Origin of the sequence: Psychromarinibacter halotolerans (assembly GCF_029168315.1) — a bacterium.
Lineage (GTDB): Bacteria > Pseudomonadota > Alphaproteobacteria > Rhodobacterales > Rhodobacteraceae > Psychromarinibacter > Psychromarinibacter halotolerans.
Genome location: NZ_JARGYD010000013.1, coordinates 1 through 14,458, shown reverse-complemented (window position 1 = coordinate 14,458; position 14,458 = coordinate 1). Strand labels below are relative to the sequence as shown.

The 14,458-nt window shown below is 67.0% G+C and carries 16 protein-coding genes; 6 read left to right on the top strand and 10 right to left on the bottom strand.

The features are described from left to right. Positions 1 to 41: 41 nt before the first annotated feature. Positions 42 to 716, bottom strand: a complete 675-nt coding sequence (locus tag P1K30_RS21665; RefSeq protein WP_275634879.1) for an SDR family oxidoreductase — start codon at positions 714 to 716, stop codon at positions 42 to 44. 215 nt (positions 717 to 931) lie between these two features. Between P1K30_RS21665 and P1K30_RS21660 the strand changes: the two genes are divergently transcribed. The 4 genes from P1K30_RS21660 (at position 932) to ribD (ending at position 4,059) form a co-directional block, all read left to right on the top strand. Beyond that, positions 932 to 1,360 (top strand): secondary thiamine-phosphate synthase enzyme YjbQ, encoded by a 429-nt coding sequence (locus tag P1K30_RS21660; protein ID WP_275634878.1) that lies wholly within the window; start codon positions 932 to 934, stop codon positions 1,358 to 1,360. Beyond that, on the top strand, positions 1,357 to 2,370 hold the full coding sequence (locus tag P1K30_RS21655) for a glycosyltransferase family 47 protein (protein ID WP_275634877.1): 1,014 nt from the start codon (positions 1,357 to 1,359) through the stop codon (positions 2,368 to 2,370). Before P1K30_RS21660 ends, P1K30_RS21655 begins: the two co-directional genes overlap by 4 nt. A 91-nt stretch (positions 2,371 to 2,461) precedes the next feature. Beyond that, the gene (gene nrdR, locus P1K30_RS21650; protein ID WP_275634876.1) at positions 2,462 to 2,932 is read left to right on the top strand and encodes a transcriptional regulator NrdR; all 471 of its coding nucleotides are present in this window, start codon (positions 2,462 to 2,464) and stop codon (positions 2,930 to 2,932) included. Positions 2,933 to 2,961: 29 nt separating this feature from the next. Beyond that, the gene (gene ribD / locus P1K30_RS21645) at positions 2,962 to 4,059 is read left to right on the top strand and encodes a bifunctional diaminohydroxyphosphoribosylaminopyrimidine deaminase/5-amino-6-(5-phosphoribosylamino)uracil reductase RibD (protein WP_275634875.1); all 1,098 of its coding nucleotides are present in this window, start codon (positions 2,962 to 2,964) and stop codon (positions 4,057 to 4,059) included. A gap of 108 nt (positions 4,060 to 4,167) precedes the next feature. Here ribD and P1K30_RS21640 read toward each other — a convergent pair whose 3' ends face one another. The 5 genes from P1K30_RS21640 to cobS form a co-directional block, all read right to left on the bottom strand. After that, complete coding sequence (locus tag P1K30_RS21640; protein WP_275634874.1) at positions 4,168 to 4,509, bottom strand: DUF427 domain-containing protein; 342 nt, start codon at positions 4,507 to 4,509, stop codon at positions 4,168 to 4,170. Positions 4,510 to 4,573: 64 nt separating this feature from the next. Next, complete coding sequence (locus tag P1K30_RS21635) at positions 4,574 to 6,400, bottom strand: aminopeptidase P family protein (protein ID WP_275634873.1); 1,827 nt, start codon at positions 6,398 to 6,400, stop codon at positions 4,574 to 4,576. Positions 6,401 to 6,561: 161 nt separating this feature from the next. Next, positions 6,562 to 8,439 carry a cobaltochelatase subunit CobT gene (gene cobT, locus P1K30_RS21630; RefSeq protein ID WP_275634872.1) on the bottom strand — a complete coding sequence of 626 codons (1,878 nt, stop codon included), beginning with the start codon at positions 8,437 to 8,439 and terminating at the stop codon, positions 6,562 to 6,564. 42 nt (positions 8,440 to 8,481) lie between these two features. Then, on the bottom strand, positions 8,482 to 8,880 hold the full coding sequence (locus P1K30_RS21625) for a hypothetical protein (RefSeq protein ID WP_275634871.1): 399 nt from the start codon (positions 8,878 to 8,880) through the stop codon (positions 8,482 to 8,484). Positions 8,881 to 9,074: 194 nt separating this feature from the next. Then, positions 9,075 to 10,061 carry a cobaltochelatase subunit CobS gene (cobS, locus tag P1K30_RS21620; RefSeq protein ID WP_275634936.1) on the bottom strand — a complete coding sequence of 329 codons (987 nt, stop codon included), beginning with the start codon at positions 10,059 to 10,061 and terminating at the stop codon, positions 9,075 to 9,077. A 268-nt stretch (positions 10,062 to 10,329) separates the two neighbouring features. Here cobS and msrB point away from each other — a divergent pair, with 268 nt between their 5' ends. Next, positions 10,330 to 10,806, top strand: a complete 477-nt coding sequence (gene msrB, locus P1K30_RS21615; protein WP_275634870.1) for a peptide-methionine (R)-S-oxide reductase MsrB — start codon at positions 10,330 to 10,332, stop codon at positions 10,804 to 10,806. 5 nt (positions 10,807 to 10,811) lie between these two features. Here msrB and P1K30_RS21610 read toward each other — a convergent pair whose 3' ends face one another. The 3 genes from P1K30_RS21610 to P1K30_RS21600 form a co-directional block, all read right to left on the bottom strand. After that, positions 10,812 to 11,678, bottom strand: a complete 867-nt coding sequence (locus tag P1K30_RS21610; protein ID WP_275634869.1) for a DUF6473 family protein — start codon at positions 11,676 to 11,678, stop codon at positions 10,812 to 10,814. Positions 11,679 to 11,690: 12 nt separating this feature from the next. Beyond that, positions 11,691 to 12,404, bottom strand: coding sequence for a sulfotransferase family protein (locus P1K30_RS21605; RefSeq protein WP_275634868.1), 714 nt, complete (start codon positions 12,402 to 12,404; stop codon positions 11,691 to 11,693). Between the two features lie 211 nt (positions 12,405 to 12,615). Beyond that, positions 12,616 to 13,245 carry a DnaJ domain-containing protein gene (locus P1K30_RS21600; protein ID WP_275634867.1) on the bottom strand — a complete coding sequence of 210 codons (630 nt, stop codon included), beginning with the start codon at positions 13,243 to 13,245 and terminating at the stop codon, positions 12,616 to 12,618. A gap of 76 nt (positions 13,246 to 13,321) precedes the next feature. Between P1K30_RS21600 and P1K30_RS21595 the strand changes: the two genes are divergently transcribed. Beyond that, on the top strand, positions 13,322 to 13,579 hold the full coding sequence (locus P1K30_RS21595; protein ID WP_275634866.1) for a BolA family protein: 258 nt from the start codon (positions 13,322 to 13,324) through the stop codon (positions 13,577 to 13,579). On the opposite strand, the gene P1K30_RS24005 is transcribed toward P1K30_RS21595, so the two are convergent. Next, positions 13,576 to 14,187, bottom strand: coding sequence for a DUF4177 domain-containing protein (locus P1K30_RS24005; protein WP_379561400.1), 612 nt, complete (start codon positions 14,185 to 14,187; stop codon positions 13,576 to 13,578). The two genes, P1K30_RS21595 and P1K30_RS24005, sit on opposite strands and share 4 nt — an antisense overlap. Positions 14,188 to 14,458 lie beyond the last annotated feature (271 nt).

Here is a 14,458-nt window from a genome sequence, read left to right as displayed (position 1 = left end):
CCGCCGCCGCCGCTGATCCGCGATCAAGGGCGGCTGGCGCCCTAGTAGCTGGGCATCACGAAGATCTCGCGCACGGTCGCGCGCGGGTCCGCCGACAGCGCGTGGATCACCGCGTCCGCGATATCCGACGGGTGAAGCTTGTCCGACTTCGGTTCCGAGAAGAACGGCGTATCGACCATGCCGGGCGCGATCACGGTGCACCGACCGCCCCAGCCGCGCATGTCCTCGGCAAGGTTGCCGGCCAGCCCGTGGACGAACCATTTGGTCGCGCCATAGATCGACCCGGCGATATGGCTGCGTCCGGCGGCAGAGCCGGTCATCAGCAGGTGCCCCTTGCTGTCCTTCAGATGCGGATAGGCGGCGCGGGCGGTGTAAAGGACGCCCATGCAGTTGAGGTCGATCATCGCCTGCCACTCTGCCGGGTCTCCTTCGAGGATGCCCGGCGTGTCCAGCCCGGTGCCCGCATTGGCGAACGCCGCGTCGACCGAGCCGTAGTGCTGCGCCAGTTGCGACAGCGCGGCCTCTTGCGCGCCGAGGTCCGAGGCGTCTCCGGCCAGCGGAAGTGCGGCGTCGCCCAGTTCGTCGGCCAGCGCGGTGATCTTGTCCTTGGATCGGGCGAACAGCCCGACGTTCCAGCCCGCCGCCACGGCCGCGCGCGCGGTTTCAGCGCCGATCCCGCTGGAGGCGCCGGTGATGAAAAGGGTCTTCGCTGTCATGTCGCTGCTCCTGTGTCTGACGTGGCAGGGGGCTCTGCCCCCCGGCCTTCGGCCTCCCCCCGGGATATTTCCGGACAGAAGAAGGTTGGAACGGCACAGGTAAGGCGCGGGCGGCGCGAGGAAAGCGGATCGTCCCGGCACCAACGTCACGCGCGCCGCCCGTTGCAAAGCCGGACGAACGGCCCGATGATCCGCCCGTTGGAAGGATTGGGTGCGTGCACAGTAGTTTCCGGATCGAGACCCGCGGGGCGGGCCTGTACGAGTTCACCCGCGAGATCGCGGGCTGGCTGACCGAGGGCGGCGCGCCGACCGGCGTGCTGACGCTGTTCGTGCGCCACACCAGTTGTTCGCTGCTGGTGCAGGAGAACGCCGACCCCGATGTGCAGACCGACCTGCTGGCGTGGTTGCAGCGGCTGATCCCTGACGCGGACGATCCGTCGATGTCCTACCTGACCCACGTGTTCGAAGGTCCCGACGACATGCCGGCGCATCTGAAGGCGTCGGTGCTGCCGGTCAGCCTGCAGATCCCGGTGATCGACGGGCGCATGGTGCTGGGCACGTGGCAGGGGATCTATCTGGTCGAGCACCGCGCGCGGCCGCACCGCCGCGAGGTGGCGGCGATGCTGGTGGCGTCCGCGCAATGACCGGGGCAAGTTTCAACGGTACCTACAGCGGCGACGAGACAGCGTGCCGGTTCGTGTCGAACTTCGGCCTGCTGAAGGGGATCGCGGCGCGGGGCGTGCCGCGTCCGGGGCGGATGCCGGTGTTGCCGCGCGATATTCTCAGCCGGCATCGGCCGGGCGATGCGATCTATCTGCAGCCCGAATTGCTGGAGCGGTTCGCAGCCCGCGTTCTGCCGCGCGTCACGGGGGCCTTTACCCTTGTCACGGGCAACAGCGTCGCGGACATCCGGCCCGGCCAGATCCGCAAAGAGGTGCTGGAGGCGGTGCTGTATCACCCCGGCTTTCGCCACTGGCACGCCCAGAACCTTGCGATGGACCATGCCCGGATGTCGGTGGTGCCGCTGGGGCTGGACTATCACACCCTGTCGGTCGGCCGGAAACCCGGCTGGGGTCCGCCCGCGACGCCGTCGGTGCAGGAGGCCGAGCTGGACGCCATCCGTCTGGCCGGGCGTCCGTTGGCGCAGCGCGCGCTGACGGGCTATTCCAACTGGCAGTTCGTCACCGGCAACAGCGCCCGCGAAGCGATGAAGGCGCGGCTGGATCCCGCCACGCTTCACTGGCAGACGACGCCGCTGCCACGGGCCGAGACGTGGCGGGCCACGACCGAGCATTTCTTCACCCTGTCGCCGCGCGGCCGTGGCATGGACTGCCACCGCACATGGGAGGCGCTGATCCTTGGCTCGGTTCCCGTGGTCGAGGATCTGCCGATCCGCGATCTGTTCACCGATCTGCCCGTCGTGCGGCTGACCGACTGGTCCGAGCTGACGCCGGACCGGATGGAGGCCGAGCGCGAGCGCATCCTGCGCGGACGGTTCGATTTCGCGCCCTTGTTCCTTGAGACTTGGCGCGCGCGGATCGCCGGTCAGCCGGTTCCAAGCCTGCGGATGACCTACCAGCAGTTCCTTGATGCGCCGCTGTCAGAGATGGCGGACAGGCTGCAAGCAACCCAGCGGCAACACATGCCTCGCTAAATCCGGTGGCCGGTTTCGGGGGCTACCCAACCCCTCGGTGGTCCCCTATAGTCGCTGTGGATAACCGGGGACTGGGATCAATGGAGAGGCCATGCGCTGTCCGTTTTGCGGAAATATCGACACTCAGGTGAAGGACTCGCGCCCGGCCGAGGACCATGTGGCGATCCGGCGGCGTCGGTTCTGCCCTGCCTGCGGCGGACGGTTCACGACCTACGAGCGGGTGCAGCTGCGCGACCTTGTGGTGATCAAGTCCAACGGCCGCCGCGAGGATTTCGACCGCGACAAGCTGGAACGCTCGATCCGCATCTCGATGCAGAAGCGCCCGGTGGAACCGGAACGGATCGACCAGATGATTTCCGGCATCGTCCGGCGGCTTGAATCGATGGGCGAGACGGACATCCCGTCCAAGACCATCGGCGAGATCGTGATGGAAAGCCTCGCACGGATCGACACCGTGGCCTACGTGCGGTTCGCAAGCGTCTACAAGAACTTCCAGGCGGCCGACGACTTCGAGGATTTCGTCAGCGAACTGCGTCCGCACCTGCCGCCCGATGCGGTCTGACCGCCGGCCTGAGGGGCGGTGAGAAACGTATGAGCGACGACCTTCGGCACATGCGCCACGCGCTGTCGCTGGCGGCGCGGGGGCTTGGCAACACATGGCCCAACCCCGCCGTCGGCTGCGTGCTGGTGAAAGAGGGGCGGGTGATCGCGCGCGGCTGGACCCAGCCGGGCGGCCGCCCCCATGCCGAGGCGATGGCGCTGGCTGCGGCCGGTCCGGCGGCGCGTGGCGCCACCGCTTACGTCACCCTTGAACCCTGCGCCCACCACGGACAGACGCCGCCCTGCGCCGACGCGCTGATCGCCGCGGGCGTGACCCGCGTGGTGGTGGCGCTGCAGGACCCGGACCCGCGTGTCGACGGCGGCGGCATCGCGCGCCTGCGGGCGGCGGGGATCGCGGTGACAACAGACGTGATGCGCACCGAGGCACAGCGCCAGCAGGCGGGGTTCCTTCACCGGGTCCGGCGCGGCAGGCCGCTGCTGACGCTGAAGCTGGCCACCTCGCTGGACGGGCGGATCGCCACGGCGACCGGGGAAAGCCGCTGGATCACCGGGCCCGCCGCGCGGCGGCTGGTTCACGGGATGCGGCTTGAACACGACGCAGTGCTTGTGGGCGGCGGTACGGCGCGCACCGACGATCCGGACCTGACCGTGCGGGGCTTCGGCCCGGTGCGCCAGCCGGTGCGGGTGGTCTGGTCGCGCCATCTCGACCTGCCTCTGGACGGGCGGCTGGCCCGCACCGCGCGCGAGGTGCCGGTCTGGCTGTGCCACGGCGGCGACGCCAGCCCCGACCTGACGGCGGCTTGGGAGGGGCTGGGCGCGCGCCTGATCCCGCTGGACACGGGCCGCGCCCGGCAGATCGACCCGGCGGCGGCGCTGGATGCGCTGGCCGAGGCCGGGATCACCCGCGTCTTCTGCGAGGGCGGCGGCGCGCTGGCGGCCTCGTTGCTGGCCGGCGACCTTGTCGACCGGCTTGTGACCTTTCAGGCCGGGCTGGCGCTTGGGGCCGAGGGCCGCCCGGCGCTTGGTGCGATGGGGGTCGACCGGCTGGCCGACGCACCCCGTTTCGTGCTGGCGCAGACGCGTCAGGTCGGCCCCGACGCTATGCACGTCTGGGAGCGCCGGGCCTGATAAGCTTTGCCCCGCGCCCGGTCTTCTTCTGTCCAGAAATATCCCGGGGGTGAATGCGCCGCAGGCGCAGAGGGGGCAGCGCCCCCGTTCTTCCCGGTCATCGCAGCTTTAAAGCTGCTCGACCGCCACCCGGTCGGTGTAGAAGGCAAGGTGACCGGCAATCGCCTCAAGACCCTCTTTCGGGGTTTCGTAGCTCCATGCCGCGTCCGGGATCGGGCCGCTTTTGGCTTGGATGGTGTAGTAGGTCGCGTCGCCCTTGTAGGGGCAGGTCGACCGGGTCTCGGACGGGTCGAGGAACGCCATCGCAAGATCTTCGCGCGGGAAGTAGATCACCGCGGGATAGTCGCCCTCGGTCAGTTCCACCGCGTTGGCGCTTTCGCCAAGGACCGCGCCGCCTGCGCGGACCACCCAGGTGCCCGTCGCGCGGCGGGTCTTGATGTGGCTTGTCATGTTCGTCCGTCCCCTGCGTCTTATGTTCGGGCGGTTGTAGCACCGCTCCGGTAACAACAACATCTCAAATCGCTTTGGTCGCCCGGGCCAGCCAGTCCGCCGCCGTGTCCGACACCCTGTCCGCCAGCCGCGCATGGCATTCCGCGTGGTAGGCGTTCAGCCAGTCGCGTTCGTCGCGGTCCAGAAGATCGGCGTCGACCAGCGACAGGTCGATGGGGACATAGGTCAGCGTCTCGAAGTCCAGCATCGCGCGATGGGCGTCGCCGCCGGGCAGGGCCGGGGCCTCTTGCACGGCGATCAGGTTCTCGATCCGGATGCCGAAGGCGCCCTCGCGGTAATAGCCCGGTTCGTTCGACAGGACCATGCCCGGTTGCAGGGCGATGTCGGACACGCGGCTTAGCCGGGCGGGGCCTTCGTGCACCGACAGGTACTGGCCGACGCCGTGGCCGGTGCCGTGGTCATAGTCCAGCCCGGCGCGCCACAGTGCGATGCGGGCCAGCGCGTCCAGATCGTGCCCCGAGCGGCCCTTGGGCCAGCGGGCCTGCGAAATCGCGATCATGCCTTTCAGCACCCGCGTGAAGCAGGCGCGCTGTTCGTCGGTGGGCGTGCCGATGGCAACGGTACGGGTGATGTCCGTGGTGCCGTCAAGGTACTGGCCGCCGCTGTCGACCAGCAGCAACTCGCCCGCCGCCAGCGCGCGGTCCGTCTGTTCGGTCACGCGGTAATGCACGATGGCGCCGTTGGGGCCCGACCCGCAGATCGTGTCGAAGCTGATCTCTTGCAGGGCGTTGGTCGCGCGCCGGTAGCCTTCCAGCGCCTGCACCACCTGCGTTTCGGTCAGGCCGTCGCCAGTCCCGCCCACCAGCTTCGCTGCCTCGGCGTCGAGCCACGCGAGGAACTCGCACATCGCCGCGGCATCGCGCAGGTGCGCGGCGCGGGCCGAGGTCAGTTCGATCGGGTTCTTGCACGCCTTGGGCAGGATGCAGGGATCGTCCGCAAGGGCGATCGTGATGTCCGCCGACTGCAGCGCCCGGGTGACCGCCAGCGGCGCGGTGGACTTGTCGACGCGCACCGGGCCGTCCAGTTGGGTCAGGACGGGTTCGAACGCGTCCCACGGGGCGATGTCGATCGCATCGTCGTCGGCCTGTGCCTCGGCCAGCACGCGGAACTTCGTCTCGTCCGAGAAGATCTGCACCTTGCCATCGTCGTGCAGGATGGCGAAAGCCTGCACCACCGGGTTGCGGGGGATGTCCGAGCCGCGCACGTTCAGTAGCCAGCAGATCGAGTCCGGCAGCGTCAGCACGGCGGCCTGCTGCCCCGCCTCGCGCAGGGCGGCGGCCAGCCTGCCGCGCTTTTCGGCGTCCGTTTCGCCCGCCATGTCGTCGGGATAGCGCGTTACCGGTTTGCACGGGCGGTCGGGGCGGTCGGGCCAGATGCGGTCCACAAGGTTGTCGCTTTCCACCAGCTCGATCCCGGTGCCCTTCAGCCGAGCCTCGACCGCCTCGATCTCGCCCAGCGTATGCAGCCACGGGTCGAACCCGACGCGGCCACCGTCGGGCAGCGACGCGGCAAGCCAGTCGCCCAGCTTGGTCTCGGGCCAGTCGACGGGCGTGAAATCCGGTGCGATCTGCGCCTTGACCTGCACCCGGTAACGGCCGTCGACGAAGACACCGGCGCGGTCGGCAAGTGCGACGCAGAACCCCGCCGAGCCGGTGAAGCCGGTCAGCCATTCCAGCCGCTTGTCGCAGGCGGCGACGTATTCGCCCTGATGCTGGTCGGCCAGCGGCACGATGAACCCGTCCAGGCCCTCTGCCGCGATCTCTTGGCGCAGGGCGGCCAGACGGGGCGGGCCCTGTTCGGGGGAACTGGTGGTGTCGAAGGTCTGGAACATGGGGGCTCCTGTGATTTGAGGCGAGTCTGCCCAATCGTTGCGGCAGATGCCAGAGGCGCGGCCCCGATGGCGTCGAAGGACGCACCGGGGCCAGCCGAAAGGGATGAGTGGGCCGCCGCCGGGGGGGCGGGGGCCTTATGGATGTCGCGGACGGCGCGGGGTCAGGACGCCTTGCGGATGCCCATGATCCGCGCGCGGGCGCGCGGGTCGCTGTCGAACAGGCTGGCCAGTTGCTCGGTCATCGCGCCAGCCAGCTGTTCCACGTCGGTGATGGTCACGGCGCGGTCATAGTAGCGGGTCACGTCGTGGCCGATGCCGATGGCCAGCAGTTCGACCTGCTTGCGCTTTTCGACCATCGCGATCACGTCGCGCAGGTGCTTTTCAAGATAGTTGGCCGGGTTGACCGACAGGGTCGAGTCGTCGACCGGCGCGCCGTCCGAGATCACCATCAGGATCTTCCGCGCCTCGGGGCGGTAGGCCACCCGGCGGTGCGCCCATTCCAGCGCCTCGCCGTCGATGTTCTCTTTCAGCAGGCCTTCCTTCATCATCAGGCCAAGATTGTCGCGCGACCGGCGCCACGGCGCGTCGGCGGACTTGTAGATGATGTGGCGCAAGTCGTTCAGACGGCCCGGACCCTGTTCGCGGCCGGCGTTCAGCCAGTCCTCGCGGCTTTGTCCGCCCTTCCACGCGCGGGTGGTGAAGCCGAGGATCTCGACCTTCACGTCGCAGCGTTCCAGCGTTCGCGCCAGCACGTCGGCGCAGATCGCGGCGATCGAGATCGGCCGCCCGCGCATCGAACCAGAGTTGTCCAGCAGCAGCGTCACCACGGTGTCGCGGAATTCGGTGTCCTTCTCGGTCTTGAAGGACAGGGGCGTCGTCGGGTTCGCCACCACGCGCGCCAGCCGCCCGGCGTCCAGCGTGCCTTCTTCCAGATCGAATTCCCAGCTGCGGTTCTGCTGCGCCTGAAGCCGCCGTTGCAGCTTGTTGGCCAGCCGGGACACGGCGCCTTTCAGCGGCTCCAGCTGCTGATCGAGATAGGCGCGCAGCCGTTCCAGTTCCTGCGGCTCGGCCAGTTCTTCGGCGCGGATTTCCTCGTCGTGGGCGGTGGTGAACACCTTATAGCCGGGGTCGGCCTCGGAATGGGGCGGCGGCGGCGGAGGTTCGAGGGGCATGTCGCCCTCGGGCATCTCCGTCTCCTCCGACATGTCCATGTCTTCAAGCTCTTCAGCGGACACCTGCGCCTCGGCGGCGTCCATCTGTTCTTCCTGGCTTTGCTCGGGCGCGGCCTCGTCGTTCTCGTCGGACTGGTCGTCTTCCGAGCCGGAGGAATCCGGTTCTTCTTCCTGTTCGTCCGAGCTTGCCTCGTCCTCTTGGTCCTCGGAGACGTCGTCGGGGTCGTCGCCCAGCTGATCGCCGTAGCCGAGATCCTCGATGATGCGGCGCGAGAACTTCGCGAAGGCGGTTTGGTCCTTCAGCGTTTCTTCAAGGTTGCCAAGCGTGTCGGCGGCCTGTTCCTCGATGAAGTTGCGCCACAGGTTCATCACGTTGTCCGCACCCGGCGGCAGCGGGCGCCCGGTGGCGAGGTGACGGATCAGGTAGCCAGCGGCGACGGCCAGCGGCGCGTCGGACGCCTCGGTCAGGCCGGCATAGCCACGGCGCTCTGCCTCGTTGGCGATCTTGGCGTCGATGTTCGACGCGGTGCCGGGCATGGTGATCGCGCCCACGGCTTCGCAGCGCGCAGTCTCCATCGATTCGTACAAGTCGCGGGCCATCTGGCCCTGCGGGGAATAGCGGTTGTGCGTCTTCGCGTCGTGGTGCCGCAGCTTCAGCGCATAGGCGTCGGCGGTGCCACGGGCCAGCAGGACCTCTTGCTTGGTCATGCGGCGGCTGATCTGCGGCAGGCGCACGGAATCGTTGCCCAGCCCCGGCGGGTCGACCGAGTAGGTGACGCCCAGTTCAGGGTCGTCCGCCATCACGCGGGTCGCCTCTGCGAGGGCCTTCTTGAAGGGATCTGCCGGGTTGTCGTTAGGCTTCTTCATGCCTGATACATCGGCCCGATACGGCCCGAACGCAAGGCGGAATCAGTCGCCAAGCATCAGCTGGTCGCAGCGCGCGATGTGGTCGCGGGCATGGGTGGCGGCCGCCGCGCGGCGCGCGGGGTCGGTCCCGAAGGTCGCGGTCAGCAAAAGCGCCGCCTGCGCGGCCTTCGCTTCGATCCGCCACGCAAGGATGGTGCGGCCCGTGTCCGGCGGTCGGACGGCGTCCAGCATCGCGGCGAAGGAATTGCGCCGTCGTTCTGCCGGGTTTTCGTCGCCGGCTTTCACCAGCCAGTGGTGTTCCATCTGTGCAGAGTAGCGGCCGGTGCAGTTCGCGAATTCGCGCGTCAGGTCCGCCGCGTCGAGGGCGCGGGCCTTCAAAGGGGACAGCAACAGCAAGAGCAGCACTGTCCACAGGGTGGCCTGTGTTTTCATTCCGCTCATTAAATACACCTTACCCCAAGAATATTGCCGATCAATTAGGCAAGTATTGGACCGGATTTCGCCGGCGCGGGGCGGTGTCTAGCAGAAGCGGATTTCGGGCGGGTAAAGGTTCGGCGCGGGACGCACCGCAACGAAAAAGCCCGGGCGCGGCGGCCCGGGCTTTGTCAGTCTGTCAGTCTGTCAGAAAAGCAGGATCAGGCGATCGCGACGGACGCGGCGCTTTCCGGCAGTTCTTCGTCAAAGCAGCGCTGGTAGAACTCGGCCACGGTTTCGCGTTCCAGTTCGTCGCACTTGTTCATGAAGGTCACGCGGAACGCATAACCGATGTCGCGGAAGATCTCGGCGTTCTGCGCCCAGTTGATGACGGTCCGGGGCGACATGACGGTCGACAGTTCGCCGTTCATGAAGGCGGTCCGGGTCAGGTCCGCGACGGACACCATCTGGCCGATCTCGCGGCGGCCCTTCTCGTTGTTGTAGTGCGGATTCTTCGCCAGCACGATCGCCGCCTCGGCGTCGTGGCTGAGATAGTTCAGCGTGGCGACCAGCGACCAGCGGTCCATCTGGGCTTGGTTGATCTGCTGCACGCCGTGGTAAAGCCCGGTGGTGTCGCCAAGGCCAACGGTGTTGGCGGTGCCGAACAGGCGGAAATACGGGTGCGGGGTGATCACCTCGTTCTGGTCCAGCAGGGTCAGCTTGCCGTCATGTTCCAGCACACGCTGGATCACGAACATGACGTCGGCCCGGCCCGCGTCGTATTCGTCGAACACGATGGCGGTCGGGTTGCGCAGCGCCCACGGCAGGATGCCTTCCTGGAACACGGTGACCTGTTTGCCGTCCTTCAGCTTGATCGCATCCTTACCGATCAGGTCGATCCGGCTGATGTGGCTGTCGAGGTTCACGCGGACGCAGGGCCAGTTCAGGCGGGCGGCGACCTGTTCGATGTGGGTCGACTTGCCGGTGCCGTGGTAGCCCTGAATGATCAGCCGGCGATTGCGGCCAAAGGCAGCCAGAATGGCCAGCGTGGTGTCGCGATCGAACTTGTAGGTGCTGTCGACATCCGGCACGCGGTCCGAACGGTCAGCGAAGCCCTTGATCTTCATCTCCGATTCAATGCCGAAGACGTCGCGAACGTCGAGCTCTTCGGTCGGTTTCGCCGTCACATCCAGGTTTCCGTCCGCCATTTCGACCTCTGCTGCTTCAGGGAATACGTTCATGCGGCGCCGCAGCGCGCCGCCCACGGGCCTTCATGTAAGATTATGGGGGAGAGGTCAACGCCACCCGCCACAGCGCGCGCCCGAAGCGTCCCCGTGTGGGCTCGTGGGGGGCTCGCGGGGCCCGTCGCGCAGAAGCGGGGGGCGGCGCGCATTTGTCACGGTTTGGTGATCATCTGGCTCGGAACACCTGTGCCGCCCGTGTCTTCGGTCAGAAGAAAGACAAAAGGAGCGAACCATGAACCGCAGGGAATTCATTCTGTCCAGCGCCGGGACCGTGGCGCTGATGCGCGCCAGCGCGACATCCGCGGCTACGGACGCCAGCTATGTCACCGTCCGCCGGTCCGAACAGGAGTGGCGCGCCATGCTCAGCGAGGCCGAGTACGATGTGCTGCGCGAGGAAGGCACCGAGCGCGCCTTCACCAGCCCCCTGAACGACGAGACCCGCGCGGGCACCTTCCACTGCAAGGGCTGCGACCTGCCGGTCTATCCGTCGGACACAAAGTACAAAAGCGGCACCGGCTGGCCCAGCTTCTGGGCCCCGATCGAGGACGCGGTCCGGACCAAGCCCGACCGCAAGCTGTTCATCACCCGCACCGAGGTTCACTGCCGCCGCTGCGGCTCGCACCTTGGGCACATTTTCGACGATGGCCCCGAGCCTACCGGCGAACGTCACTGCCTGAATGGGATCGCCTTGACCTTCAGCGCGGCCTGACGACCCTAGGGGGCAAGGAACGGCTCGACCACGGGGTACAATTCCAGCGCCGTGCGGACGTGCATGTGGGGCGGGATATAGGCCCGGTGGTTGGTGATCGTGTAGGTCTCGGACCGCTTGATCGAGGTATGTTCGCCGGTGAAGCGATTCAGCAGCCGTTTATCCATGCCTTCCTTGCCCACGACAGACACGGTCGCATCGCACAGCGATTGCAGTTCGGCGAAGACGTTTTGCGTCACAAGGTGCGGGTGCGTGCCGACCAGCCGCTCGGGCGTCCAGTCATCCGACGTGACATCGGCAATCGGCGGGTTCGGCCCGACGTACAACAGCACCTTCGGCACGGTAATCGCCGCGCACAGCATCCGGTACTGGGCAAGGTAGTTGTCCAGCGTCTCTGCCACGAGGTCCGAGAACGCCTGCCGCGATATCTCGCGCCCGATCTTGAGCAAGGCGTGATGGCCAAGGCTGTCTTCGGCGCGCCCGTCGGGATAGGTGACGCGGACCGAAGCGCGGCCGTTCAGCGACGTCATGTACTTGTTCTGCATCGACGATCGCGCCGACATCACCTGTATGACGCAGGCCGAGCTACGGTTCACAAGGTCGATCAGCTCCGGCCGGTTGGCGTACAGACCGGGCCCGGCGCCACCATTGGCAAGGTTGATCACCCGGGCCGACAGCATCTCGCCCAGCAGGTTGGGGAAGGGGTGGTTCACGAAGGTCCCGAACACCTGCGCTGCCCCAAGGAACGAGATCGCCGGCGCCTTGCCGTCGATGGCGACGGGCGGGCCGCGCAGGGGAAAGTCGATGCCCGGCAGCGTCCACAACCCGTAGTCCGCGATATGGCTGCTTTCCATCTGGTACTGCATCGACATCAACGGGGTTCCTTACAGGTGGGCTTTGTCGAAAGCCGCGATCTCGTCGTAGTTGGACACGATATCGCGGATTGCCCAAGTGTTCTGCTTGCGGATGGGAAGCTGCAGCGGGACGGCCGGGATCGGCAGCCCGGTCACGCGCGCGATCCAGTCGGCGCACAGCTTCGGGTCGGCGGCGATGTCCTCGTAGCTGACCTCGTGCAGGTCGGCGTTTTGGAACCGCTCGCGGAACCGCTGCACATAGCCTTGCCGTTCGGTGATGAAGGCGGACAGCTCTGCGGGGTCAAGCCGCACTTCCGGCCGTGCGGGCAGGGTGCCGACGTCGGCGGGCTGGAACCACGCCCCGGTGGTTTCGGCCAGCTTGCGGGACACGAAGGTATCCAGGACGCGGCGGCGGACAAGGTGGACGATCCGCGCCTCGTCGATCAGGCGGTCCCAGATCGGGCTGGAAGGCCGCGCGTGGTAGTAGAAGATCTTCAGCGCCAGCGGACGCGGACCGGCGGCATCCAGCAGGATGTCCCACAGTGCGACGGGATCGTCCTGCCCCAAGGCCACCAGTTGCGATCGCGGCATTCCCGTCAGCGCGATCAGTTCCGGAAGGCTGTCGCCGCCCTTGCGAAAGACTTCGCGCAGGACCACGCCATTCGGGGCCATCTTCTGAAAAACGCTCAGGAAATAGTTGGTGCCGGAACGTGCGCTTGACAGCACGACCAATGGCTTTGTCATTGTCCGACCCCGGATAAGGTGTTCCCATTCCCTATCGGGCAGGCGGTGCGTCTGTCAATTTCCGGCGGGCGGGAAGCCGCTGCGGGGTGCCGGAACTGGTCCGTTTTCCGCCTATGTCCGCGCCGGGCCCGATCCCGTTTTAGTTTGGCAGAAAGATAAGGGGCGCACCATTGGCGCGCCCCGTCCGAACTCGTCAGCGCAGTCATGCGCCTTACTGAAAGTTCCGCGAATCCTTGATCTGGTCCCAGGCCCAGACGACTTCCTGCAGCTGTTCCTCGTGTCCGCGGTCGCCGCCGTTCATGTCCGGGTGCAACACCTTGATCAGCGCCTTGTAGGCCTTGCGGATCTCGGCCTTCTGCCAATGGTCCTTGGCGTCCAGAATATCGAGCGCGCGGCGTTCGGTCGGCGGCAGCTTGCGGGTGCCGGTGATCGACTTGCCGGGGTTGCGGGTCGCGTTCTCGCCCAGCACCTGATGCGGGTCGTCGATCCCCAGCCGCGCCCACGCGCGCTGTTCCTCGCCCGGCTTGGTGAAGGGCTTCGTCTCGCGGCCCCAGACCCGGTCGTTGTCGATCTGCTCTTGGAATTCCTCTTCGGTGGTCCCGTTGAAGAAGTTCCATTTCAGATTGTACTCGCGGACGTGGTCCTTGCAGAACCAGAGGTACTCGTCGAGGTGGTCGGGCGAGCGCGGTGCGCGGTACTGGCCCTGTTCACGGCATCCGGGATGCTCGCACTCTCTCTGCGACGTCTCGAAGGCGCCGGACATGCCACGCTTGCCACGGTTACGCTTCTTCTTGTCATTAGAGACACTGATGTCAAAACCGAACGGATCTGGATTCGCCATTTGGGCTCGCCTTTGCTACTCGGACACGGAAGTCTAATGGTTTTGCCGCCGGATTGAAGGGGGCAGGTGGGAAAAAATGAAGCTGGCAACGATCATCGAGAACAAGCTGTCCGAAACTTTTGCACCCGAGACGCTAACCGTCGAAGATGAAAGCGAAAAACATCGCGGCCATGCCGGGTACCGCGAGGGCGGGGACAGTCATTTTCGCGTGTGGATCAAGGCCGCCGCGTTCGAGCCGATGACCCGCCTGCAGCGTCATCGCGCGGTGCACGAGGCGCTGGGGGCGGATGTCATGGGACGGCTGCACGCGCTGGCCCTGCACATCGAGGCCTAGCTTCGCCGCGCGACTCCGGGAGAGGTTTCTGCCGGGGGATCGGCGGGCTCGGGGTGGCCGGCGGCGCCAAGCCGCGGCGCGTGGCCCTCGGGCGTGCGCGCGCTGATCTGGGGTTCGTCCTTTGCGTCGTTGCGGTGATGGAACGGCGCGCGGGAGAATGCCATCTCGCCGTCGATGCGCCGGGTCGGATCCGCCGACAGCGACGGGGTCGCGGCCACGCTCGGCGCCGGGCTATGGACCGGGCCGGGGGCGTCGGCGCGCGGCGCATGCGTTTCGGCGTGCGGCGGCGTGTGGACCGGCGCGGCGGGAGGTGTCATCGGCGCGGGCTGATCGACATGAACCGACGCGATGGCATCCGCGGCCCGCAGCCCCGACTCCAGTTCGCGGCGGAACACCAGCATGTTCTGGAAGGTGGTCGTCCGGCCTGTCAGGCCCGACCGTTCCTCGCAGGGCAGGGTGTCGGTGCGCTGATATTCCCAGCCGTCCGCGCCGTATTGGTTCATCAGGCTGGCGAGTTCGTGGGCAAAGCGGGCCTCGGTCCCCTTGACCCCTTTCACCTTCCCGGCCTTCTTCGGCGCGGGCACGACCTTGTATTCATAACGCGGCATCTGCGACCCCTCGGATTCGACGCCGAGGGACATTAGCAGGGGGGATTGCGCAGGGAAAGCGGCGCGGGCGTGCCGTGGGTCACATCCTGCGGAAATCAGCCGTTCGGTGGTTTGGGGGGGGCGTGGATGGCGGGGGAGTTGCGCGTGAATGGTGAAGGCGAGGTGCGCATGTTTGGTGGGCGATAGGAGCGCGTAAATGCCGGAGGAGGTGCGCATGAATGCGCACCCTACGGGCCCGTATATATGTCGCGATCCCCACCGATCCGCGGCG

What these genes read in the sequence shown, in the direction of transcription:
- P1K30_RS24005 (WP_379561400.1), bottom strand. Translation starts at nt 14,187, where the DNA reads ATGCCGCGTTATGAATACAAGGTCGTGCCCGCGCCGAAGAAGGCCGGG.
- nrdR (WP_275634876.1), top strand. Translation starts at nt 2,462, where the DNA reads ATGCGCTGTCCGTTTTGCGGAAATATCGACACTCAGGTGAAGGACTCG.
- cobT (WP_275634872.1), bottom strand. Translation starts at nt 8,439, where the DNA reads ATGAAGAAGCCTAACGACAACCCGGCAGATCCCTTCAAGAAGGCCCTC.
- ribD (WP_275634875.1), top strand. Translation starts at nt 2,962, where the DNA reads ATGAGCGACGACCTTCGGCACATGCGCCACGCGCTGTCGCTGGCGGCG.
- cobS (WP_275634936.1), bottom strand. Translation starts at nt 10,061, where the DNA reads ATGGCGGACGGAAACCTGGATGTGACGGCGAAACCGACCGAAGAGCTC.
- P1K30_RS21665 (WP_275634879.1), bottom strand. Translation starts at nt 716, where the DNA reads ATGACAGCGAAGACCCTTTTCATCACCGGCGCCTCCAGCGGGATCGGC.
- P1K30_RS21605 (WP_275634868.1), bottom strand. Translation starts at nt 12,404, where the DNA reads ATGACAAAGCCATTGGTCGTGCTGTCAAGCGCACGTTCCGGCACCAAC.
- msrB (WP_275634870.1), top strand. Translation starts at nt 10,330, where the DNA reads ATGAACCGCAGGGAATTCATTCTGTCCAGCGCCGGGACCGTGGCGCTG.
- P1K30_RS21655 (WP_275634877.1), top strand. Translation starts at nt 1,357, where the DNA reads ATGACCGGGGCAAGTTTCAACGGTACCTACAGCGGCGACGAGACAGCG.
- P1K30_RS21625 (WP_275634871.1), bottom strand. Translation starts at nt 8,880, where the DNA reads ATGAGCGGAATGAAAACACAGGCCACCCTGTGGACAGTGCTGCTCTTG.
- P1K30_RS21600 (WP_275634867.1), bottom strand. Translation starts at nt 13,245, where the DNA reads ATGGCGAATCCAGATCCGTTCGGTTTTGACATCAGTGTCTCTAATGAC.
- P1K30_RS21640 (WP_275634874.1), bottom strand. Translation starts at nt 4,509, where the DNA reads ATGACAAGCCACATCAAGACCCGCCGCGCGACGGGCACCTGGGTGGTC.
- P1K30_RS21595 (WP_275634866.1), top strand. Translation starts at nt 13,322, where the DNA reads ATGAAGCTGGCAACGATCATCGAGAACAAGCTGTCCGAAACTTTTGCA.
- P1K30_RS21610 (WP_275634869.1), bottom strand. Translation starts at nt 11,678, where the DNA reads ATGTCGATGCAGTACCAGATGGAAAGCAGCCATATCGCGGACTACGGG.
- P1K30_RS21635 (WP_275634873.1), bottom strand. Translation starts at nt 6,400, where the DNA reads ATGTTCCAGACCTTCGACACCACCAGTTCCCCCGAACAGGGCCCGCCC.